We start from the raw sequence: 22083 nt of genomic DNA on the forward strand, positions 1-22083 counted from the left end.
TTCTGCCGTCGTCACTATTTGGGGTGGCACAGGAGAAGATGGGCTGACATAATCCCTGTGCAAAAATACAGTGAGAGAGCAACGTGGCAGACGATTTTTCCCCTGAAGGTCAATTAGCGCAGGCGATCCCCGGCTTCAAGCCCCGTGAGCCTCAGCGACAGATGGCGCACGCCGTTGCCCGCGCCATTGATAAGGCCCAGCCGCTGGTGGTTGAAGCCGGAACCGGCACGGGTAAGACCTATGCTTACCTTGCGCCGGCGCTGCGGGCGAAAAAGAAGGTGATAATTTCCACCGGATCGAAAGCGCTGCAGGATCAGCTCTACAGCCGCGACTTGCCCACGGTGGCAAAGGCGCTGAAATATAAAGGCCGTCTGGCCCTGCTGAAGGGGCGCTCCAACTATCTCTGCCTGGAACGTCTTGAACAGCAGGCGCTGGCGGGCGGCGATCTGCCGGTACAAACCCTGAGCGACGTCATTATCCTGCGCGCCTGGGCGAACCAGACCGAAGAGGGCGATATCAGCACCTGCGCGAGCGTGCCGGAAGATTCCCCGGCCTGGCCGCTGGTGACCAGCACCAACGACAACTGCCTCGGCAGCGACTGCCCGCTGTATAAAGACTGTTTTGTGGTGAAAGCGCGCAAAACAGCGATGGACGCAGACGTGGTGGTGGTGAACCACCACCTGTTCCTCGCGGATATGGTGGTTAAGGACAGCGGTTTCGGCGAGCTGATCCCGGAGGCGGACGTGATGATCTTCGATGAAGCCCATCAGTTGCCGGATATCGCCAGCCAGTATTTCGGCCAGTCGCTCTCCAGCCGCCAGCTACAGGATCTGGCGAAAGATTTTACCATTGCCTACCGGACCGAACTCAAAGATACCCAGCAGCTGCAGAAGTGCGCCGACCGTCTGGCGCAAAGCGCGCAGGATTTCCGCTTACAGCTTGGCGAGCCGGGCTATCGCGGCAACCTGCGCGAATTGCTGGCGGACAAAAATATCCAGCGCGCGCTGCTGCTGCTCGATGATGCACTTGAGCTTTGCTACGACGTGGCGAAGCTGTCCCTCGGACGCTCCGCGCTGCTTGACGCCGCCTTCGAACGCGCCACGCTCTATCGCGGGCGGCTCAAACGGCTAAAAGAGATCAACCAGCCGGGGTACAGCTACTGGTATGAATGCACCTCGCGCCACTTTACCCTGGCGCTCACGCCGCTGACGGTGGCCGATAAATTCAAAGAGGTGATGGCGCAGAAGCCGGGAAGCTGGATCTTCACTTCCGCAACCCTGTCTGTAAATGACGATCTGCACCACTTCACCGAGCGCCTCGGTATTGAGCCGGCGGAATCACTGCTGCTGCCCAGCCCGTTTGATTACGAAAAGCAGGCGCTACTCTGCGTGCCACGCAATCTCCCGCTGCCGAACCAGCCGGGGGCGGCGCGGCATCTCGCAGCGATGCTCAAGCCGATGATTGAGGCCAACAACGGGCGCTGCTTTATGCTCTGCACCTCACACGCCATGATGCGCGATCTCGCCGAGCAGTTTCGCGCCACCATGACCCTCCCGGTGCTGCTGCAGGGGGAAACCAGTAAAGGCCAGCTGCTCCAGCAGTTTGTCAGCGCCGGTAACGCCCTGCTGGTGGCAACCAGCAGCTTCTGGGAAGGGGTGGACGTGCGCGGCGACACGCTCTCGCTGGTGATCATCGATAAGCTGCCGTTCACGTCGCCGGACGATCCGCTGCTCAAGGCGCGGATGGAAGACTGCCGCCTGCGCGGCGGCGACCCGTTCGACGACGTCCAACTACCGGACGCGGTCATCACGCTCAAGCAGGGGGTAGGGCGACTGATCCGTGACGTCACCGACCGCGGCGTGCTGGTGATCTGCGATAACCGCCTGGTGATGCGTCCTTACGGCGCAACCTTCCTCGCCAGCCTGCCGCCCGCCCCGCGTACGCGGGACATTAAACGCGCGGTGCGTTTCCTGGCAAACCCAACGGCGGAGTAATTCGCTCCGGAGTGTGCTAAGATGCGCGCCATTTTGTGACTGACCCTTGCGAGAGCGCGACGACTGATGCGAATTCTGGCTATTGATACCGCGACAGAGGCTTGCTCTGTTGCTCTGTTAAACGACGGTGCTGTTTCTGCTCATTTCGAAGAGTGCCCACGGGAACACACCCAGCGTATTCTGCCCCTGGTAAAAGCCATTTTAACCCAGGGCAACACCACCTTAACCGACCTCGACGCGCTGGCCTTTGGCCGCGGCCCCGGCAGCTTTACGGGCGTGCGCATTGGGATTGGCATCGCGCAGGGGCTGGCGCTGGGCGCTGACCTGCCGATGATCGGCGTCTCTACGCTCGCGACGATGGCCGAGGGAGCCTGGCGCATGACGGGCGCGACCCGCGTGCTCGCCGCTATTGACGCTCGCATGGGTGAAGTTTACTGGGCGGAATATACCCGCGATGAAAACGGCGTCTGGCACGGCGAAGAGACGGAAGCAGTGCTTAAGCCTGAAGCCGTTACTGAGCGCCTGAAGCAGCTGTCCGGCGAGTGGGCGACGGTCGGCACGGGCTGGCCGGCGTGGCCAGAGATGGCGAGCGGCACCGGCGTGACGCTGGTGGACGGCAACATGCTCCTGCCTGCGGCAGAAGATATGCTCCCGATTGCCCGTCAACTGCTTGCAGCAGGAAAAACCGTTGCCGTTGAGCATGCGGAGCCGGTTTATTTGCGAAACACCGTCGCGTGGAAGAAACTTCCGGGCCGCGAATGAATCTCAGTAACAGGAACTGAGAAAAAGGAGTCGCATCATGGCGGTTCAGACTAAAGTAGTACGCCTTTTTATGGCAGGCGCGGTTGCCATAGCACTGAGCGGTTGCGTAACCGTACCTGATGCGATCAAGGGCAGCAGCCCTACGCCACAGCAGGATCTGGTTCGGGTAATGAATGCGCCCGAGCTTTATGTCGGCCAGGAAGCCCGCTTCGGTGGGAAAGTGATCGACGTGCAGAACCAGCAGGGGAAAACCCGTCTGGAAATTGCCACGGTACCGCTCGACAGCGGCGCGCGTCCCGTACTCGGTGAAGCCTCTCGCGGGCGTATCTATGCCGACGTTAGTGGTTTCCTCGACCCGGTCGATTTTCGCGGACAGCTGGTAACCGTTGTCGGGCCGATTACCGGTTCGGTGCAGGGCAAAATCGGCAACACGCCGTATAAATTTATGACCATGCAGGTGAACGGCTATAAGCGCTGGCGTATCGCCCAGCAGGTGGTGATGCCGCCTCAGCCAATCGACCCGTGGATGTGGGGTCCACATCCTTATCGTTACGGTTATCCGGGATGGGGCTGGTATAACCCGGGCCCTGCACAGGTTCAAACGATCGTAACTGAGTAACTTACTGTTATTGTTAAGAAAGAGACAGCGGTTCAGCCGCTGTCTCTGTTTTTTTACGGATAAAACGAAAAAAAAGAGTGACGCGCTTCGCAACCTGCAATCTGAACAATTAATAAACTGGTACGCTGAGTTAATATAATGTTAACAAACTGTTTATTATCGGGGCTGTGATGACGACGAACACTCATTTCAGAGGTGATGCATTGCAAAAGGTTTGGCTTAACCGTTATCCCGCAGATGTGCCTGCGGAGATCAATCCTGACCGTTATCAATCCCTGGTGGAATTATTTGAGCACTCGGTAAGACGTTACGCAGACCAGCCCGCGTTTGTGAATATGGGCGAGGTGATGACGTTCCGTAAGCTTGAGGAGCGTAGCCGGGCGTTTGCGGCTTATCTGCAGGAAGGACTTGGGCTGCAAAAAGGGGATCGCGTCGCGCTGATGATGCCGAACCTGCTGCAATACCCGGTGGCGCTGTTTGGCATCCTGCGTGCCGGGATGATTGTGGTCAACGTTAACCCGCTTTACACGCCGCGCGAGCTGGAACATCAGCTGAACGACAGCGGGGCGGTGGCGATTGTCATTGTTTCTAACTTTGCCCATACCCTGGAAAAAGTGGTCGACAAAACCCAGGTGAAGCACGTCATCCTGACGCGCATGGGCGATCAGCTTTCCACCGCCAAAGGGACGCTGGTTAACTTTGTCGTTAAATACGTCAAACGTCTGGTACCAAAATACCACCTGCCGGATGCTATCTCCTTCCGCCGCGCGCTGCATGCGGGCTATCGCATGCAGTACGTCAAGCCTGAAGTCGTCTCCGAAGACCTGGCCTTCCTGCAATACACGGGCGGCACCACCGGCGTGGCCAAAGGGGCGATGCTGACCCACCGCAACATGCTGGCGAACCTTGAGCAGGTCAATGCCACCTACGGGCCGCTGCTGCATCCGGGTAAAGAGCTGGTAATCACCGCGCTGCCGCTGTATCACATCTTCGCGCTGACCATGAACTGCCTGCTGTTTATCGAGCTGGGCGGGCAAAACGTATTGATCACCAACCCGCGCGATATCCCGGGTCTGGTGAAAGAGCTGGCAAAATACCCGTTTACCGCCATGACCGGGGTGAACACCCTGTTTAACGCGCTGCTCAACAACAAAGAGTTCCAACAGCTTGATTTCTCCACGCTGCATCTCTCCGCGGGCGGCGGCATGCCGGTTCAGCAGGCGGTGGCCGAGCGCTGGGTGAAGCTAACCGGGCAATATCTGCTGGAAGGCTACGGCCTGACGGAATGTGCCCCGCTGGTGAGCGTCAACCCGCACGATATCGACTACCACAGCGGCAGCATCGGCCTGCCGGTCCCGTCGACGGAAGCAAAGCTGGTGGATGATGAGGATAACGAAGTGCCTCACGGCGAGCCGGGCGAGCTGTGCGTCAGAGGGCCGCAGGTGATGCTGGGTTACTGGCAGCGTCCTGATGCGACCGACGAAATCATTAAAGACGGCTGGCTTCACACCGGCGATATTGCGGTGATGGATGACGAAGGCTTCCTGCGCATCGTCGATCGCAAAAAAGATATGATCCTGGTCTCCGGCTTCAACGTCTATCCGAACGAAATCGAAGACGTGGTGATGCAGCACAGCGGCGTGCTGGAAGTGGCGGCGGTGGGCGTTCCTTCCGGCAGCAGCGGTGAAGCTGTGAAGATATTTGTGGTCAAGAAAGATCCTTCTCTTACCGAGGAAGCGCTGATAACGTTTTGTCGCCGTCAGCTGACGGGCTATAAGGTGCCGAAGCTGGTGGAATTCCGCGATGAGTTGCCGAAATCCAACGTCGGGAAGATATTACGACGAGAATTACGTGACGAAGCCCGTGCCAAAGTAGACAATAAGGCCTGAGCTTCACGTTAATCGCCCAGACGCCGGTTAAGCCGGCGTTTTTTATGGGCGCAAACAAAAGAGAATCCGATTTGAATTACCAGATGATCACGACCAACGACGAGCTGGCTTCGCTGTGCGAAGTGACGCGCGACTTTCCTGCCATCGCTCTGGATACCGAGTTTGTCCGTACTCGCACCTATTATCCACAGCTGGGTTTGATACAGATGTACGACGGTAAGCACGTCTCGCTGATCGACCCGCTCGGCATTACCGACTGGGCGCCGATGCGTGACCTGCTGCTGGATACTGCGGTAACGAAATATCTGCACGCGGGCAGTGAAGATCTGGAAGTCTTTCTTAACACCTTTGGCATCATGCCTCAGCCGCTGATTGATACGCAGATCCTCGCGGCGTTCAGCGGTCGTCCGCTATCGTGGGGCTTTGCCGCCACGGTGGAGGAGTACACGGGCCTGACGCTGGATAAAAGTGAATCCCGTACCGACTGGCTGGCCCGTCCGCTTACCGAGCGTCAGCTGGAATATGCGGCGGCAGACGTGTTTTACCTGCTGCCGATTGCCGGACAGCTGATGAAAGAGGCGGAAGCCTCCGGCTGGCTCTCTGCCGCGCTGGACGAGTGCCGTATGACGCAGCAGCGTCGCCAGGAAGTGGTCGACCCGAAAGAGGCCTGGCGTGATATCACCAACGCCTGGCAGCTTCGCACGCGTCAGTTGGCCTGCCTGCAGCTGTTAGCGGACTGGCGTTTGCGTAAAGCGCGCGAGCGCGATCTGGCCGTGAATTTTGTGGTGCGTGAAGAGCATCTCTGGGCGGTCGCGCGCTATATGCCGGGCAGCCTGGGCGAGCTGGACAGCATTGGCCTTTCCGGCAGCGAGATCCGTTTCCATGGTAAAACCCTGCTGGCGCTGGTCGCCAAAGCGCAGGCGCTGCCGGAGGATGCACTCCCTGAGACGCTGCTGAATCTCATGGATATGCCGGGCTATCGTAGAGCATTTAAGGATATCAAAGCGCTGGTGCAGGATGTCGCAACGGAAAGCAAGCTGAGCGCTGAACTGCTGGCGTCACGCAGACAAATTAACCAGCTGCTGAACTGGCACTGGAAGCTGAAACCGCAGAATGGCGTGCCGGAACTGATGGCTGGCTGGCGCGGGGTATTGATGGCCGATCGCCTGAATACCTTGTTGGAAGGTTATCCGCGATAAAAATATGCCGGGCGATATACCCGGCATATTCTCCCCGGTGGCGCTGCGCTTACCGGGGCTACGACACCAGGAACCTACGGACGCGACTCTTCCGCTTCCGGAAGCGTTACGTTCAGCTCCAGAATCGAAATATCCCCGTCTTTTTGCTCCAGCTGTACGGTGACCATCTCCGGGTCAATCTGCACATACTTACAGATCACTTCCAGGATGTCCTTGCGCAGCTGCGGCAGGTAGTGAGGCTCGGCGTCGCTACGACGACGCTCCGCAACGATAATTTGCAGGCGTTCTTTTGCGATGTTGGCGGTGCTTTTTTTCCGCGAGAGAAAAAAGTCCAGTAATGCCATAACTTATCCTCCGAACAGGCGTTTGAGGAAACCTTTCTTCTCTTCTTCAATGAAGCGGAAAGGACGTTCTTCTCCCAGCAGACGGTCAACGGTATCGGCGTAAGCTTTACCTGCATCTGCCGTTGTATCAAGGATCACGGGCTCGCCCTGGTTAGAGGCGCGTAACACGGACTGGTCTTCCGGGATAACGCCAACCAGTTTAATGCGCAGGATCTCCAGCACGTCTTCCATGCTTAGCATGTCACCTTTGTTTACGCGACCCGGGTTATAGCGGGTCAGCAGCAGGTGCTCTTTGATCGGATCCTGTCCATTTTCCGCACGGCGGGATTTGGAGGCCAGAATACCGAGAATACGGTCGGAGTCACGCACGGAGGAGACTTCCGGGTTGGTGGTGATGATCGCTTCATCAGCAAAGTAGAGCGCCATCAGGGCACCGGTTTCAATGCCGGCAGGGGAGTCACAGACGATGAAGTCGAACTCCATTTTTTTCAGCTCGTCGAGCACCTTTTCCACGCCTTCACGGGTCAGGGCATCTTTATCACGCGTCTGAGAAGCCGGAAGAATGAAGAGGTTCTCGGTGCGCTTGTCTTTAATCAGCGCCTGGTTCAGCGTGGCATCGCCCTGAATGACGTTCACGAAGTCATATACGACGCGACGCTCACATCCCATGATGAGGTCGAGGTTACGCAGACCGATATCGAAGTCGATAACGACGGTTTTCTTTCCCTTCTGGGCCAAACCAGTAGCGATGGCCGCGCTGGAGGTGGTCTTGCCAACGCCTCCTTTACCCGAAGTAACAACAATAATGCGTGCCATAGAAATTCCTTGTTAAAAAGGGATTAATTCAACGGTTGAACGGTCAACGCGTCGTCTGCCAGAAGCAGGCGAGCCGCTTTGCCATAAAATTCGGCTGGGATCTTGTCGCTCAGCCAATATTCACCTGCGATGGATACCAGTTCCGCCGTCAGGTGAGTACAAAATATTTGCGCGTCCCGATCGCCACTTGCGCCCGCGAGAGCACGTCCACGCATCATACCGTAAACGTGAATATTGCCATCTGCAATAAGCTCTGCGCCAGCGCTGACGTGGCTTGTAACAATTAGATCACAGTTTGGCGCATAAATGCGCTGACCGGAACGAACCGGCACATCAATCATTCGCGTTTTTGTGAGAGCGGTAACGTTTTGCGCCGCAGGAGGGGGCGTTTGTACGGCAGCGGGTGCTGCACGTGGGGTTTTTTCTTTGCCTTCATTAAGAAGAGGCAGCCCCGCACGGTCGATTTCCGCTTTCAACTCGGGATCTTTGCAGCCGCTGATGCCGACAATACGCAGCCCGGTAGAGGAGACCGCCTGCTGGAGACGTGTCCAGTTAACCGGTGCCTCAAGACCGCTGACGTTGATGACGACGGGGGCGTGCTTCAGAAAGGCGGGAGCCTGGGCGATTTTGTCTTCTAACGCCTGACGAATAACCTCGGGTTTTGCATCATGCAAATGAACCACTGATAAGGTGAAGCTACTGCCTTTAAGCTCGATGGGCGTGTTTGACATCCTGGCCTTACTCAATTTGCTATTAACCGCAACCATTCGCTGCGATATTCCGAAGAGTATCAGGCATGTTATAGTCAGGAGTATATTGAGGCAAGCAACCACCGATTAATTCAGAGTAAAAACATGTTTTGTGTGATCTACAGAAGTACAAGCCGTGACCAGACCTATCTTTATGTCGAAAAGAAAGACGATTTTTCACGCGTGCCGGAAGAATTAATGAAGAGCTTTGGCCGACCACAGCTGGCGATGCTGCTGCCGCTGGACGGCCGTAAGAAACTGGTGAATGCCGATCTGGAAAAAGTGAAAACGGCATTAGCCGAGCAGGGCTATTATTTACAGCTTCCACCGCCGCCTGAGAATTTATTAAAACAGCACCTCGAGGCGTCCGGGAAAAAATAGCCTCAGCTGTTTTCGGGCATAACACATCAACCGATTAGGGGTCGAGCATGTATCAACATCATAACTGGCAAGGTGCATTACTGGATTATCCCGTCAGCAAAGTGGTCTGCGTGGGCAGCAACTATGCGAAGCATATTCAGGAGATGGGCAGCGCAACCCCAGAAGAGCCGGTCCTGTTTATCAAGCCCGAGACGGCGCTATGCGACATCCGCCAGCCGCTGGCGCTGCCGCAGGGGCTTGGGTCGGTGCATCACGAAGTAGAGCTTGCCGTGCTGATCGGCGCCACGCTGCGCCAGGCTTCCGAAGAGCATGTCGAGAAAGCGATTGCCGGCTACGGCGTGGCGCTGGATCTGACCCTGCGCGACGTGCAGGGCAAAATGAAGAAGGCAGGGCAGCCGTGGGAAAAAGCCAAAGGCTTTGATAACGCATGTCCGATTTCAGGGTTTGTTCCGGTGAATGAATTTACCAACGATCCGCAGGACACTCCGCTCAGCCTGAAGGTTAACGGCGAGATCCGCCAGCAGGGCACCACGGCAGATATGATCCACAAGATCGTGCCGCTGATCGCCTACATGAGCCGTTTCTTCACCCTGAAGCCGGGCGATGTGATCCTCACCGGCACGCCGGAAGGCGTGGGCCCGCTCGCCAGCGGCGATGAGCTTGAGGTCGGTTTTAACGGCCTGTCGCTAAGAACCCGCGTGCTGTAACCGCATCTTGCCGCCTGCAAAGGGCGGCAAAACTTGCAACCACGTGCCAGACTCGTTATAAGGTGCGCTTTCTTTTGACGTGTGGACATCCTGATGAACGACATTCCTTTCTGGCAAAGCAAAACTCTTGACCAAATGACCGACGCGGAGTGGGAATCGTTGTGCGACGGCTGCGGGCAGTGCTGCCTGCACAAGCTGATGGATGAAGACTCCGATGAGATCTATTTCACCAACGTCGCCTGCAGGCAACTGAACATTAAAACCTGCCAGTGCCGCAACTACGAACGCCGCTTCGAGTTCGAGCCGGACTGCATCAAACTCACCCGTGAAAATCTGCCGACTTTTGAGTGGCTGCCGCACACCTGCGCGTATCGCCTGCTGGCGGAAGGGAAAGATCTACCGGCCTGGCATCCTCTGCTGACCGGTTCAAAAGCGGCGATGCACGGCGAGCGTATCTCGGTACGCCACATTGCGGTGAAGGAGTCCGAGGTACGGGACTGGGAAGATCACATCATGAATCACCCTAATCGGTGATAATAAAAAACCCGCCGTGGCGGGTTTTTGCTTTTACCTTCCAAACAAATCGCGTTTCTTCGGTTTGAACGGCTGAGCAATCAGCACCAGCAGCGCCACGACGAAGTAGGCCACAAAAATGCCCACCAGCCACTGCGGCATCTCCAGCGTCAGGAATTCCCACTGACGTACGGAGCAGTCACCGGATGCGACAAACACCTGCGGAAGCCACTTATCCAGCGGCAGCCAGCTCGGGAAGCGGGCGGCGAAATCACAGGTCATAAACGGTGACGGATGCAGCTGCATCATGGTGTGCTGCCAGGAAAGCTCAATCCCTTTCCAGGCGCTGTACAGCCAGATGGCAATACCCACATAGCGCAACGGCGTTTTTGGGGCAATTGCGCCCACCAGGCCTGCACCCATAATGCCGAACAGCGCGCAGCGCTCATAGATGCACAGCACGCAGGGCTTGAGTCCCATCACGTGCTGGAACCACAGCGCAACCATTTCCAGCGCAAAGGCGGTCAGGGCCATCAACAACCACGCTCCGCGACCGCGGGAGCACTGGTTTAAAAATCTCAACATAATCATTTCCCTGGAACATGCTTAGAAAGCGCAGTGTAAACGAATTTTAATGCGCCGCAAGTATACCCGCTTGTAGCAGCCATTGCGTACAGGGAACGAGAGTAATTTTGATGCACAGCAAACCAACAACGGTGAGCACCAGCGTGTACGGCAGCGCCATCCAGACCATTCTTCCATAAGAAAGCCGTATGAGTGGCGCCAGCGCCGAGGTCAGCAGGAAGAGAAATGCCGCCTGGCCGTTAGGTGTTGCAACGGAGGGCAGGTTTGTTCCGGTATTGATGGCTACCGCCAGCAGGTCGAACTGCCCGGTGCTGACGATCCCTTGCTCCATCGCCGCTTTGGCCTCATTGATATACACCGTCCCGACAAAGACGTTATCGGAAATAGAGGACAACAGACCGTTAAATAGATAGAACAGCGTAAGCTGCGAGTCCGGCGAGGCCTGAAGCACAAACGCGATAATCGGTGCGAAAAGGTGTTGGTCAATAATCACCGCCACGACCGCAAAAAAGACCGCCAGCAGCGCGGTAAACGGCAGGGCTTCGGTAAAGGCTTTACCAATAGCATGTTCGTCCGTAACCCCGCTAAAGGTGGTGGCAAGAATAATGACCGAGAGGCCAATCAACCCGACTTCGGCAAGATGCAACGCCAGCGCGGCGATAAGCCAGATGCCGATGATCCCCTGCGCAATCAGACGCAGCGTCTCCTGGCGCGTACGCTGTTTGCGGCTCTGCTCGTCAAATTTATGCAGTTCTTTGCGGACCGGTTCAGGCAGCTGTGCGCCGTAGCCGAACAGCCTGAATTTTTCGACCAGAATGCAGGTCGCTAACCCGCAGACCAGCACAGGCACGCTGACGGGGGCCATGCGCAGGAAAAACTCGCCAAAATGCCATTCAGCCGCTTTCGCGATGATCAGGTTTTGCGGCTCGCCCACCATGGTCATCACGCCGCCCAGCGCCGTACCGACCCCTGCGTGCATCATCAGGCTGCGCAGAAACGCGCGGAACTGTTCCAGCACGTCGCGGTTATGCGCCTCGACGTGGCTATCGTCCTGTAAATCCTCACTTGGGCGAGAGGAGGCCACGCGGTGATAAATGCCGTAAAATCCGACGGCGACGCTGATCACCACCGCGACAACGGTGAGCGCATCCAGGAAGGCCGACAGAAAGGCGGCGGCAAGGCAAAACGCCAGCGAGAGGATCGTTTTTGACGTAATGCTCAGCAGCAGGCGGGTAAAGATAAACAGCAGCAGCTGTTTCATAAAGTAGATACCGGCCACCATAAAAATGAGCAGCAGGAGCACTTCCAGATTGGAGGCCAGCTCTGCTTTTACATGCTCTGCGGACGTCATGCCGATGACAACGGCTTCAAACGCCAGCAAACCGCCGGGCAGCAGGGGATAACACTTCAGCGCCATGGCCAGGGTGAAGATAAATTCCGCCACCAGCAGCCACCCGGCGATAAACGGATCCACGCTAAAAATGATGGGATTAACGACCAGGAAAACCAGCAGTATCAGTTTGTACCAGTCAGGAGAATGACCTAAAAAATTGCGCCACAGCGCGCGCCCAAAAGAAATTTCCACAACAGACGTCCTTCCCGTTAAGTAATACAAAACATCAGTATACGCAAAAATCGCGGCCCGGAGGCGGATAAGACCGCATTGTAAATTTCACAAAAATGAAACGGCGATCCCTCTTTTCTCACTTTGCCGCGCTACCTGCCGTTGCACGCCTCTGGTATGATGAGTCCAATTTGCAAAAAGCTGTGTAATGGAAATCTCACTATGGTCATTAAGGCGCAGAGCCCGGCGGGTTTCGCGGAAGAGTACATCATTGAAAGCATCTGGAATAATCGTTTCCCTGCGGGGTCCATTCTTCCGGCTGAACGCGAACTCTCTGAACTGATTGGCGTCACTCGCACCACGCTGCGTGAAGTGCTTCAGCGACTGGCGCGTGATGGATGGTTGACGATCCAGCACGGCAAGCCAACAAAGGTAAACAACTTCTGGGAAACCTCGGGGCTGAACATTCTTGAAACGCTGGCGCGCCTCGACCACGAAAGCGTGCCGCAGCTGATTGATAATCTGCTCTCCGTGCGCACCAACATCGCGACTATTTTTATTCGTACCGCTTTCCGTCAGCATCCTGAAGATGCGCTTGCGGTGCTGGCCAGCGCGAATGAAGTTGAAGATCACGCCGACGCTTTTGCCACCCTCGATTACAACGTGTTTCGCGGCCTGGCGTTTGCCTCCGGCAACCCGGTTTACGGCCTGATCCTCAACGGTATGAAAGGGCTCTATACCCGCATTGGTCGTCACTACTTCGCTAACCCTGAAGCCCGCAGTCTGGCGCTGGGCTTCTACCATAAGCTGAGCAAGCTCTGCACCGAAGGCCTGCACGATCAGGTTTATGAAACCGTACGCCGCTACGGCCACGACTCCGGTGAAATCTGGCACCGTATGCAGAAAACGCTGCCGGGCGATTTAGCGATTCAGAGTCGCTAAAATAAAAAACCTCTCAATCGAGAGGTTTTTTTTCGCCCGGTGGCGCTACAGCGTATTCAACCGCGCCGGGCAGCGTTCCAGCAGCTCCACGCTGCCGTCCTCATTCTGCTGCTCCAGCTGCACGTCAAAGCCCCACAGGCGGTGCACGTGCTTCAGCACCTCTTTACGTCCTTTATCCAGCGGTGCGCGGTTGTGCGTGATATAGCGCAGCGTCAGGGAGCGGTCGCCGCGCAGGTCCACGTTCCACACCTGAATATTGGGTTCAAGGTTGCTCAGGTTGTACTGGGAGGAGAGACGGGAGCGGATCTCCCGGTATCCTTCCTCGTTGTGGATCGCGGAGATCTCCAGATAGTTGTTGCGGTCATCGTCCAGCACGGTGAAGAAGCGGAAATCGCGCATGATCTTCGGCGACATGAACTGGCTGATAAAGCTCTCATCCTTAAAGTCGCGCATCGCAAAATGCAGCGTTTCCAGCCAGTCAGAACCGGCGATATCCGGGAACCAGTACTTGTCCTCTTCCGTTGGCGACTGGCAGATGCGCTTAATATCCTGGAACATCGCAAAGCCCAGCGCATACGGGTTAATCCCGCTGTACCACGGGCTGTTGTAGGGCGGCTGGAACACCACGTTAGTATGGCTGTGGAGGAATTCCATCATGAACCGCTCGGTGACTTTCCCCTCGTCATACAGATGGTTGAGAATGGTGTAGTGCCAGAATGTTGCCCAGCCCTCGTTCATCACCTGCGTCTGCTTTTGCGGATAGAAATACTGGCTCACCTTGCGCACGATGCGCAAAATCTCGCGCTGCCACGGCTCCAGCAGCGGGGCATTCTTCTCCATAAAATAGAGCAGGTTTTCCTGCGGCTCGGACGGATAACGACGCGCTTCGGCAATCGTTTTTTCCTCCTCACGCTTCGGCAGGGTGCGCCACAGCATGTTCACCTGGCTCTGCAGATACTCCTCGCGGCTTTTCTGCCGGGCTTTCTCCTCCTGCAGTGAGATTTTCTGCGGGCGTTTATAGCGGTCCACGCCGTAGTTCATCAGCGCGTGGCAGGAGTCGAGCAGCTTCTCTACCTCGTCCACGCCGTAGCGCTCTTCGCAGTCGGTAATGTATTTACGCGCGAAGATCAGGTAATCGACGATGGAGCTGGCGTCCGTCCAGCTGCGGAACAGATAGTTATTTTTAAAGAAGGAGTTATGGCCGTAGCAGGCGTGCGCCATCACCAGCGCCTGCATGGTAATGGTGTTCTCTTCCATCAGATAGGCGATACACGGGTTGGAGTTAATGACGATCTCATACGCCAGCCCCTGCTGGCCGTGCTTGTACAGCCGCTCCGTTTCAATGAATTTTTTACCAAACGACCAGTGCGGATAGTTGATCGGCATCCCGACGCTGGAGTAAGCGTCCATCATCTGTTCGGAGGTAATCACCTCAATCTGATGGGGATAGGTATCCAGGCGATACAGTTTTGCCACCCGATCGATTTCGGCGAGGTAGACATCCAGCAGCTCGAAGGTCCAGTCGGGTCCATCGCTCAGACGTGTGTTGTCCTTGTTCAGGGAATCAATAGTAGCCATTAGCGCGCCCTCGTTGTGGGTGCTCTCTCTGTCTGGAGAGCCTCCTTTCAAGCATAGATCAACGTGTTAAAAAGCGTGCTGGCGCAGAAATTTTTTCTTTACGATTTCCCGTTTTTGATACGGCAAAAAAAGCGCACTCATCAGAATTTTATGCTGGTTAAAAATAAAGCTCAGCAGGAGATCCCAAATTATCCCTGTCCCCTGATGCTGGGGGATGTGTGAGGTAAGTCACCATAAAAAAGTCGTATGTTGAATAATATTTTCAACTAGGTTATCAATCTGTAATTAGATGATTGTTCTTTTGCTCATAATGGAGTGGCTATGCGTGTTGTCATACTGGGAAGTGGTGTCGTTGGCGTAACCAGCGCCTGGTATTTAAGTCAGGCGGGACATGAGGTTACCGTTATCGATCGTGAATCCGGCCCGGCGCTTGAAACCAGTGCGGCAAATGCCGGTCAAATCTCTCCTGGCTATGCGGCCCCGTGGGCGGCGCCCGGCGTGCCGCTGAAGGCGATCAAATGGATGTTCCAGCGCCACGCGCCGCTGGCCATCAGCCTTGACGGCACGCAGTTCCAGCTGAAGTGGATGTGGCAGATGCTGCGCAATTGCGACACCCGGCACTACATGGAAAACAAAGGGCGCATGGTGCGTCTGGCGGAATACAGCCGTGACTGCCTCAAAGCCCTGCGCGCGTCGACGGGGATTGAGTACGAAGGCCGTCAGGGCGGCACGCTGCAGCTGTTCCGCACCGAGCAACAGTATGAAAACGCCACCCGCGATATCGCCGTGCTGGAAGATGCCGGTGTACCGTATCAGCTGCTGGAAGCCAGCCAGCTGGGGCAGGTGGAACCCGCGCTGGCCGAAGTGGCCCACAAGCTGACCGGCGGTCTGCGTCTGCCGAATGACGAAACCGGCGACTGTCAGCTCTTTACCCAGCGGCTGGCGCACATGTGCGAGCAGGCAGGGGTAAAATTCCGCTTTAATACCTCCGTCGACAAGCTGCTGTCGGAAGGCGAAAAAATTTACGGCGTGAAGTGCGGCGACGAGGTGATAAAGGCGGATGCCTACGTGATGGCGTTTGGTTCCTACTCCACCGCCATGCTGAAAGGCATCCTCGATATTCCGGTCTACCCGCTCAAGGGCTACTCATTGACTATCCCGGTGAAAGAGGAGAGCGGGGCGCCCGTGTCAACCATCCTGGATGAAACCTACAAAATCGCCATTACCCGCTTCGATAACCGTATTCGCGTCGGCGGCATGGCGGAGATTGTCGGCTTCAACACCGAGCTGCTGCAGCCGCGTCGTGAAACGCTGGAGATGGTGGTGGGCGATCTCTTCCCGCGCGGCGGGTTTGTGGAACAGGCGACGTTCTGGACCGGCCTGCGTCCGATGACCCCGGACGGCACGCCGATTGTAGGCCGCACGCCATACAAAAACCTGTGGACCAATACCGGACACGGCACGCTCGGCTGGACGATGGCCTGCGGCTCGGGCCAGCTGCTGAGCGACCTGATTTCCGGGCGCACGCCGGCAATTCCGTTTGACGATTTAAGTGCTGCGCGCTATCAATCAGGATTTACGCCATCGCGTCCTCAGCACCTGCACGGCGCGCATAATTAAGGAGTTGTCATGTCCCGTCCTGTTCTGGCTCAGCTGGATCTGCAGGCCCTGAAGGAAAACCTGCAAATTGTTCGCCGGGCAGCACCTGGTTCGCGCGTCTGGTCAGTCGTCAAGGCAAACGCCTACGGCCACGGTATTGACCGTATATGGAGCGCGCTCGGCGCGACCGACGGTTTTGCGTTACTCAATCTCGAGGAGGCCATCCTGCTGCGCGAGCGCGGCTGGAAAGGGCCTATTCTGCTGCTGGAGGGGTTCTTCCACGCGGACGATCTGCCGCTGCTGGATAAGTATCGCCTGACCACCAGCGTTCACAGCAACTGGCAGATTAAAGCCATTCAGGATGCGAAGCTCCACGCTCCGCTGGATATTTATCTCAAGGTGAACAGCGGCATGAACCGCCTGGGCTTCCAGCCTGAGCGGGTGCATACGGTCTGGCAGCAGCTGCGTGGCCTGAAAAACGTCGGCGAAATGACGCTGATGGCGCATTTTGCCGACGCGGAAAAACCGGACGGCATTGCTGATGCTATGGTCCGCATTGAGCAGGCGGCTGAAGGGCTCGATTGTCCGCGCTCCCTTTCGAACTCGGCGGCGACGCTTTGGCATCCTGAAGCCCACTATAACTGGGTGCGTCCGGGGATCGTTCTGTACGGTGCATCACCCTCAGGCCAGTGGCAGGATATTGCCAACAGCGGCCTGAGGCCGGTCATGACCCTGCGCAGCGAGATCATCGGCGTGCAGACGCTGAAGGCGGGCGACACGGTAGGCTACGGCAGCCGCTTCCGGGCGAAGGGCGAGCAGCGGATTGGCATCGTCGCGGGCGGTTATGCCGACGGCTATCCGCGTATCGCGCCGACCGGCACGCCGGTCTGGGTGGATGGGGTGCGCACGGGCACGGTGGGGACCGTCTCAATGGATATGCTGGCCGTTGACCTGACGCCATGCCCGCAGGCGGGCATCGGTTCACCGGTCGAGCTGTGGGGCAACGAAATCAAAATTGATGACGTGGCGGCCGCGGCGGGAACGGTAGGGTATGAACTGATGTGTGCCCTGGCACCAAGAGTGCCGGTTGTGACGGTGTAACTTGTATCTTTGCCGGGTGACGCGAAGCCGCCACCCGGCAAAAAAACTACTCCCCGTCCTCTTCCATCGGCCTCAAACCGACCTTCCGCACCGCGTTATCTTCTTTTTCTGCCACCGTCCAGATCATCCCGGCAAACTCCACCTGGTCACCCACAACCGGCGCAGCGCCAAGCCGCTGCTGAATGATTTCTCCCAGCGTTTGCGGGTTGTCACCGTCTTCTGCACCTTCATCCAGGCCATAAATCAGCGCCACATCCGCAAATTTGGCGCTGGCTTCCAAAATAAAATCGCCGAAGAAACGCTGGTCCAGCGACACGGGAGGCGACTGGCTGAACAGCTTGCCCAGCGCGGGCAGGTCGCGCTCGCGGCCAATGACGCACAGAATATCCCCTTCGCGCAGGCGGGTGCTGCCGGTCGGGTGCAGCAGGACATTATCGCGGAACAGGGCGGCAATGCGCGTTTCAGTCGGCATGTGCAAATCGCGCAGCGAGGCCCCCACGCACCATTTGTCGGCGCTCAGCTGGTAGACGAACTGCTCCCACGGGTTTTCCGGGTGAATGTCCAGCCCCACGCGGGAGACCGGCCAGCCTACGGGCGGCACCACCACTTTGGCCTTTTTCGCCGCCCACCCGAGCGACGTGCCCTGGAACAGCAGGGAAATCAGCACCACGAAGAACGCCACGTTGAAGAACAGCCGCGCGTTGTCGAGACCGGCCATCATCGGGAACACCGCAAGGATAATCGGCACCGCGCCGCGCAGGCCGACCCAGCTGATAAAGACGCGCTCGCGCAGGTTAAAGCCGCGAAACGGCAGCAGGCCTGCAAATACGGAGAGCGGACGGGCGAAGAAGATCATCCACGCCGACAGCAGCAGCGCCGGAACGGCGATCGGCAGCAGGTCCGACGGGGTCACCAGCAGGCCCAGCACCAGGAACATGCCGATTTGCGCCAGCCACGCCAGGCCGTCAAAGTTCTGCAAAATAGCATGACGGTTGCGAATAGGGCGGTTGCCCATCAGGAACCCGCAGAGGTAGACGGCGAGAATACCGCTGCCGTCCAGCGCGGTGGTAACGGCAAAAATGAGAATGCCGCCGCTCAGCGCCAGCAGAGGGTAAAGCCCCGAGGGCAGAGAAATGCGGTTGATCGTCTGCTGTAACAGGTATCCCCCCGCCAGGCCGATGACAATCCCCAGCCCGAACTGCTGCAGAATATGCAGGGCAAACATCCAGCTCAGGCCCGTCTCGTGCTGCTGGATCATCTCTATCAGCGTGATGGTCAGGAACACCGCCATCGGATCGTTACTGCCGGATTCAATCTCAAGCGTTGAGCCAACGCGTTCGTTAAGCCCTTTACCCCCAAGCAGGGAAAAGACCGCCGCCGCATCGGTAGAGCCAACGATTGCGCCAATCAGCAAGCCTTCCATGAGATTGAGATTGAAAAGCCATGCGGCCATCATCCCGGTGAGGCCAGAGGTGATCAACACGCCGACGGTCGCCAGCGACAGCGCAGGCCCTAAGGCCACGCGGAAGGAGCTCGCCTGAGTGCGCATCCCGCCGTCGAGCAGGATCACCGCCAGCGCGAGGTTACTCACCATGTAGGCGAAGGGATAGTTATCGAAGGGGATACCGCCGATGCCGTCAACGCCGGCCAGCATGCCGATGGCAAGGAAAATAACAAGAATGGGTATGCCAAGACGCGATGAAAATGAACTTAATAAAATACTGCTGGTTACAAGTACAGAACCCAAAATGAAAAGGCTGATTATCGCTGCGGCATCCAATGTTCTCTTTCTCCCACCTCAATGTTAACGCTGTTACTAAAACCCTAACATATTAACAACGGCAACAGCGTTTTATTAAGGGGGTTTTTTATGCTTTTATGACCGGATGACCACCGATCGTTAACCGACTGCCCGAAACATCATGTGTAAGCGTCGCCTGCGCGCCCAGCGCAAGGGTAACGGTCTGCTGCTCATGGCCGAAATCCAGACCGGTGATAACCGGAATATCCAGCCGCGAGCGGATGAAATCGACCATGGTTTCCAGGGAGTAGCCCGCATCATAGTCATTCGGGGCAGAGCCGCTGAAGCTGCCCAGCACGATCGCGGACTGGCGATCGAGAATACCGGCATGATAAAGCTGCAATAACATGCGCTCGACGCGGAACGGATGTTCGTTAATATCCTCCAGCACCAGAATGCCGTCCTTGATTTGCGGCATCCACTGCGTGCCGATGAGCGAGACCAGCATCGCCAGGTTACCGCCCCAGAGCTGGCCCTCACATTCCCAGTGCGGTCCATTGCCTTGCCATTCCACGCTGTAGGTGGGATTGCGCAGCGCGCGCCAGAAATGCTCCACGGTGAACGCGTCCAGTTCCGGCGCGCCGAAGTTACCGGCCAGCATCGGGCCGCTAAACGTGATGACGTTATGCAGCGCCAGAAGACCAAGCTGGATGGCGGTGAAATCGCTGTGGCCGCATATCAGCAGCGGATCCTGCTGCTGGCGCTGCGCCAGGCCCTGCCAGTCAATGCTCTCAAGCAGCCTGCTCGCACCATAGCCGCCGCGCACCGCAAGGACTATTCGGTTTTCGCCCTTCAGGTTCACCAGGCTATTGATATCATTTAGCCTCTGCGCTTCTGTTCCGGCAAAACGTTGCTGGCGGCGGGGGATAATTGTCTGATTTTCTACCTGATGGCCGGATTCCAGTAAGCGCTGAACGCCCCGCTGCGCCGCGTCCTGGTTAATACAGTAGCCCGATGGCGCGATGAGATGAAACTGAGACATGGCAATTCCTTGCTGAATGAGAAACTAATTGTCTATATCATGCCGCGTATACGCCGCCTGCTTCAAGGGCGGCGCACCGCGATGACCGGCTATAAGGATAGATGACGTGAAATTGAGATGGTTTGCTTTTTTGATTGTTTTGCTGGCTGGCTGTAGTTCAAAACATGATTATCAAAACCCGCCCTGGAATCCGGAAGTGCCGGTGAAACGGGCCATGCAGTGGATGCCGATCAGTGAAAAAGCCGGGAAGGCATGGGGCGTCAGCCCGCGGCTGATCACCGCCATTATTGCGGTGGAGTCCGGTGGCAATCCTACGCTTGTCAGCAAATCCAACGCGGTGGGGCTGATGCAGCTGAAAGCCTCTACGGCGGGGAGAGAGGTCTACCGCTATATGGGCTGGAGCGGCCAGCCGTCGACCAGCGAGCTGAAGAACCCGGAACGCAACATTTCTATGGGGACCGCTTACCTGAGCATTCTGGAACACGGCGTGCTGAAGGGCATTGAGGATCCGGAAGTGATGCAATACGCGCTGGTGGTCTCGTACGTGAACGGCGCCGGGGCGCTGCTCAGAACCTTCTCCTCTGACCGCAAAGAGGCGATTGAGGAGATCAACGACATGGACAAAGATGAGTTCGTCAAGCATGTTGCGAAAAATCATCCGGCACCGCAGGCGCCTCGCTATATCTGGAAAGTACAGAAAGCGATGGATGCCATGTAATGCCGCAAACGGGCGGCGCTCGCTGCCCGACTTTTCCTACAGAACCTTATTCGCACGTTCCCGTGCTTCCCGTTCCAGCGAATAGATAATGCGCTGCAGCTCGCGCTCCGCGCCGGGCCCGACGTTCAGAAAACGGAAGCTCAGACGCGGCGTGGTAATCGTTTCATTTTTGCTGTCCACCACCGTGCGCTCGCTGATGGCAATCAGCTGTGCATCGAAATAAAAGCGGCCCCAGCCCGCCATATCCAGTTCTATTTGCGTAAACCGCATGCCTTCTACCAGACCCTCCGGCTTCGGGGTATCCATCAGCGCGCCCATTCCGCCCAGCGACAGGTCAAAGAGACGGAAGCGGATCTCTTTTTTGTCCGGCATTTTAGCCTTACAAAAATAGGCAGGATGAAGGGGGGCGCTGATGCGGAAATATTCACGGCGCTGGACAAACCAGAGGTTGCCAGGAAGGGGGGTAACAAAAGCCGGAAGTCCCTGGTATTCGCTCAATTCCAGTCGCGGCAGGACAAATTCCACTTTGGCCCCATGGGTTTCGGCCATGACCACGATATTCTCTGCTTTCAGCGCCGCGCGGTTTTCATACTCCAGGCTGCCCAGGTCAATAACCAGCCTCTCCTGCGAGACGTCAAGGATCTTGCTGATAAACTGATTATTCGACCAGCTGATGCGCAGCGGCACTTCGCCTTTTTGCAGGTCGCGTAATACCCCTAATACAGCCAGCGGATTTTGCTTGAGGAACTGCTCACTGTAATGACTCACGCCGGATGGCTCCTTGATTGATGACAGACTGTCTTAGCGTTATCGGCAATCCACCCTCAAACTTAATACAAACCGGTGAGATTTTTTTACCGTTGTCCGCAGGATAAGTCGGTGAGACGAAACTGGTTTTCCGGTGATGACCTATACTTAAGTTAGCTGTGCAGAAGGTTTTCTGCACATGCGTTTAATCTGCAAGAGGGCATTGCTATGGGTATCATCGCCTGGATTATCTTTGGCCTTATTGCCGGCGCTATCGCAAAACTGATCATGCCGGGAAACGATGGCGGCGGCTTTATTTTGACCTGCGTACTCGGGGTCGTTGGTGCGGTTGTAGGCGGCTGGCTGGCGACGATGTTTGGTTTTGGTGGTGACATCAGTGGTTTCGACATGCACAGTTTCCTGGTCGCTGTCGTGGGAGCCATTGTCGTGCTGGGCATATTCAGATTACTGCGACGAGCATAAAATGACAGAA

At 56.8% G+C, this 22083-nt stretch carries 22 protein-coding genes; 13 read left to right on the forward strand and 9 right to left on the reverse strand.

The genetic code is table 11. The annotated features are described in order from the left end of the window. The first annotated feature begins 83 nt into the window (after positions 1 to 83). From IM294_RS16065 to rnd, 5 genes are all read left to right on the forward strand, one after another. Positions 84 to 1994 (forward strand): ATP-dependent DNA helicase, encoded by a 1911-nt coding sequence (locus IM294_RS16065; protein WP_126818478.1) that lies wholly within the window; start codon positions 84 to 86, stop codon positions 1992 to 1994. Between the two features lie 66 nt (positions 1995 to 2060). Beyond that, entirely contained in the window at positions 2061 to 2756 is a 696-nt protein-coding gene (gene tsaB, locus IM294_RS16070; protein ID WP_047367799.1) for a tRNA (adenosine(37)-N6)-threonylcarbamoyltransferase complex dimerization subunit type 1 TsaB, read from the forward strand. A 37-nt stretch (positions 2757 to 2793) separates the two neighbouring features. Beyond that, positions 2794 to 3375 carry a Slp family lipoprotein gene (locus IM294_RS16075; RefSeq protein ID WP_041909497.1) on the forward strand — a complete coding sequence of 194 codons (582 nt, stop codon included), beginning with the start codon at positions 2794 to 2796 and terminating at the stop codon, positions 3373 to 3375. Positions 3376 to 3578: 203 nt separating this feature from the next. Then, positions 3579 to 5264, forward strand: coding sequence for a long-chain-fatty-acid--CoA ligase FadD (gene fadD, locus IM294_RS16080; protein WP_072252102.1), 1686 nt, complete (start codon positions 3579 to 3581; stop codon positions 5262 to 5264). Positions 5265 to 5335: 71 nt separating this feature from the next. After that, entirely contained in the window at positions 5336 to 6463 is a 1128-nt protein-coding gene (gene rnd, locus IM294_RS16085; RefSeq protein ID WP_126818503.1) for a ribonuclease D, read from the forward strand. Between the two features lie 74 nt (positions 6464 to 6537). On the opposite strand, the gene minE is transcribed toward rnd, so the two are convergent. Genes minE through minC form a run of 3 tightly spaced genes read right to left on the reverse strand, consistent with a single transcriptional unit; the run spans position 6538 to position 8354 of the window. Next, entirely contained in the window at positions 6538 to 6807 is a 270-nt protein-coding gene (minE, locus tag IM294_RS16090) for a cell division topological specificity factor MinE (RefSeq protein WP_010432714.1), read from the reverse strand. Between the two features lie 3 nt (positions 6808 to 6810). Beyond that, positions 6811 to 7623 carry a septum site-determining protein MinD gene (gene minD / locus IM294_RS16095; protein WP_028013522.1) on the reverse strand — a complete coding sequence of 271 codons (813 nt, stop codon included), beginning with the start codon at positions 7621 to 7623 and terminating at the stop codon, positions 6811 to 6813. Between the two features lie 23 nt (positions 7624 to 7646). Next, on the reverse strand, positions 7647 to 8354 hold the full coding sequence (minC, locus tag IM294_RS16100; RefSeq protein ID WP_028013521.1) for a septum site-determining protein MinC: 708 nt from the start codon (positions 8352 to 8354) through the stop codon (positions 7647 to 7649). Between the two features lie 123 nt (positions 8355 to 8477). On the opposite strand from minC, the gene IM294_RS16105 reads away from it, so the two are divergent. The 3 genes from IM294_RS16105 (at position 8478) to IM294_RS16115 (ending at position 9994) form a co-directional block, all read left to right on the forward strand. Next, positions 8478 to 8753, forward strand: coding sequence for a YcgL domain-containing protein (locus IM294_RS16105; protein WP_063154453.1), 276 nt, complete (start codon positions 8478 to 8480; stop codon positions 8751 to 8753). Positions 8754 to 8800: 47 nt separating this feature from the next. Continuing rightward, positions 8801 to 9460, forward strand: coding sequence for a fumarylacetoacetate hydrolase family protein (locus IM294_RS16110; protein WP_126818479.1), 660 nt, complete (start codon positions 8801 to 8803; stop codon positions 9458 to 9460). A 93-nt stretch (positions 9461 to 9553) separates the two neighbouring features. Then, positions 9554 to 9994, forward strand: coding sequence for a YcgN family cysteine cluster protein (locus IM294_RS16115; RefSeq protein ID WP_028013518.1), 441 nt, complete (start codon positions 9554 to 9556; stop codon positions 9992 to 9994). A 33-nt stretch (positions 9995 to 10027) separates the two neighbouring features. On the opposite strand, the gene dsbB is transcribed toward IM294_RS16115, so the two are convergent. Next, positions 10028 to 10558 carry a disulfide bond formation protein DsbB gene (gene dsbB / locus IM294_RS16120; protein WP_028013517.1) on the reverse strand — a complete coding sequence of 177 codons (531 nt, stop codon included), beginning with the start codon at positions 10556 to 10558 and terminating at the stop codon, positions 10028 to 10030. Positions 10559 to 10604: 46 nt separating this feature from the next. Next, a complete protein-coding gene (gene nhaB / locus IM294_RS16125) occupies positions 10605 to 12143 on the reverse strand; it encodes a sodium/proton antiporter NhaB (RefSeq protein ID WP_028013516.1) in 1539 nt (512 codons plus the stop codon). Positions 12144 to 12344: 201 nt separating this feature from the next. Here nhaB and fadR point away from each other — a divergent pair, with 201 nt between their 5' ends. Then, positions 12345 to 13064, forward strand: coding sequence for a fatty acid metabolism transcriptional regulator FadR (gene fadR, locus IM294_RS16130; RefSeq protein ID WP_028013515.1), 720 nt, complete (start codon positions 12345 to 12347; stop codon positions 13062 to 13064). A gap of 45 nt (positions 13065 to 13109) precedes the next feature. Here the strand turns inward: fadR and IM294_RS16135 are convergent, their stop codons facing one another. After that, on the reverse strand, positions 13110 to 14642 hold the full coding sequence (locus IM294_RS16135) for a SpoVR family protein (protein WP_193360364.1): 1533 nt from the start codon (positions 14640 to 14642) through the stop codon (positions 13110 to 13112). 321 nt (positions 14643 to 14963) lie between these two features. On the opposite strand from IM294_RS16135, the gene IM294_RS16140 reads away from it, so the two are divergent. Together IM294_RS16140 and dadX are read left to right on the forward strand one after the other, a co-directional pair. Then, on the forward strand, positions 14964 to 16262 hold the full coding sequence (locus tag IM294_RS16140) for a D-amino acid dehydrogenase (RefSeq protein WP_049138818.1): 1299 nt from the start codon (positions 14964 to 14966) through the stop codon (positions 16260 to 16262). 9 nt (positions 16263 to 16271) lie between these two features. Further along, positions 16272 to 17342, forward strand: coding sequence for a catabolic alanine racemase DadX (gene dadX, locus IM294_RS16145; RefSeq protein ID WP_028013513.1), 1071 nt, complete (start codon positions 16272 to 16274; stop codon positions 17340 to 17342). Positions 17343 to 17388: 46 nt separating this feature from the next. On the opposite strand, the gene IM294_RS16150 is transcribed toward dadX, so the two are convergent. Continuing rightward, the gene (locus IM294_RS16150) at positions 17389 to 19122 is read right to left on the reverse strand and encodes a potassium/proton antiporter (RefSeq protein ID WP_126818480.1); all 1734 of its coding nucleotides are present in this window, start codon (positions 19120 to 19122) and stop codon (positions 17389 to 17391) included. Positions 19123 to 19210: 88 nt separating this feature from the next. Beyond that, complete coding sequence (gene ldcA / locus IM294_RS16155; protein ID WP_126818481.1) at positions 19211 to 20125, reverse strand: muramoyltetrapeptide carboxypeptidase; 915 nt, start codon at positions 20123 to 20125, stop codon at positions 19211 to 19213. 106 nt (positions 20126 to 20231) lie between these two features. Here ldcA and emtA point away from each other — a divergent pair, with 106 nt between their 5' ends. Next, a complete protein-coding gene (gene emtA / locus IM294_RS16160; protein ID WP_126818482.1) occupies positions 20232 to 20843 on the forward strand; it encodes a membrane-bound lytic murein transglycosylase EmtA in 612 nt (203 codons plus the stop codon). A gap of 36 nt (positions 20844 to 20879) precedes the next feature. On the opposite strand, the gene IM294_RS16165 is transcribed toward emtA, so the two are convergent. After that, complete coding sequence (locus tag IM294_RS16165) at positions 20880 to 21611, reverse strand: flagellar brake protein (RefSeq protein ID WP_126818483.1); 732 nt, start codon at positions 21609 to 21611, stop codon at positions 20880 to 20882. A 207-nt stretch (positions 21612 to 21818) separates the two neighbouring features. Here IM294_RS16165 and IM294_RS16170 point away from each other — a divergent pair, with 207 nt between their 5' ends. After that, the gene (locus IM294_RS16170) at positions 21819 to 22073 is read left to right on the forward strand and encodes a GlsB/YeaQ/YmgE family stress response membrane protein (protein ID WP_028013508.1); all 255 of its coding nucleotides are present in this window, start codon (positions 21819 to 21821) and stop codon (positions 22071 to 22073) included. Positions 22074 to 22083: the final 10 nt, after the last annotated feature.

The sequence above is a fragment of the Enterobacter cloacae complex sp. P43RS genome (assembly GCF_014930585.1).
GTDB lineage: Bacteria > Pseudomonadota > Gammaproteobacteria > Enterobacterales > Enterobacteriaceae > Enterobacter > Enterobacter bugandensis.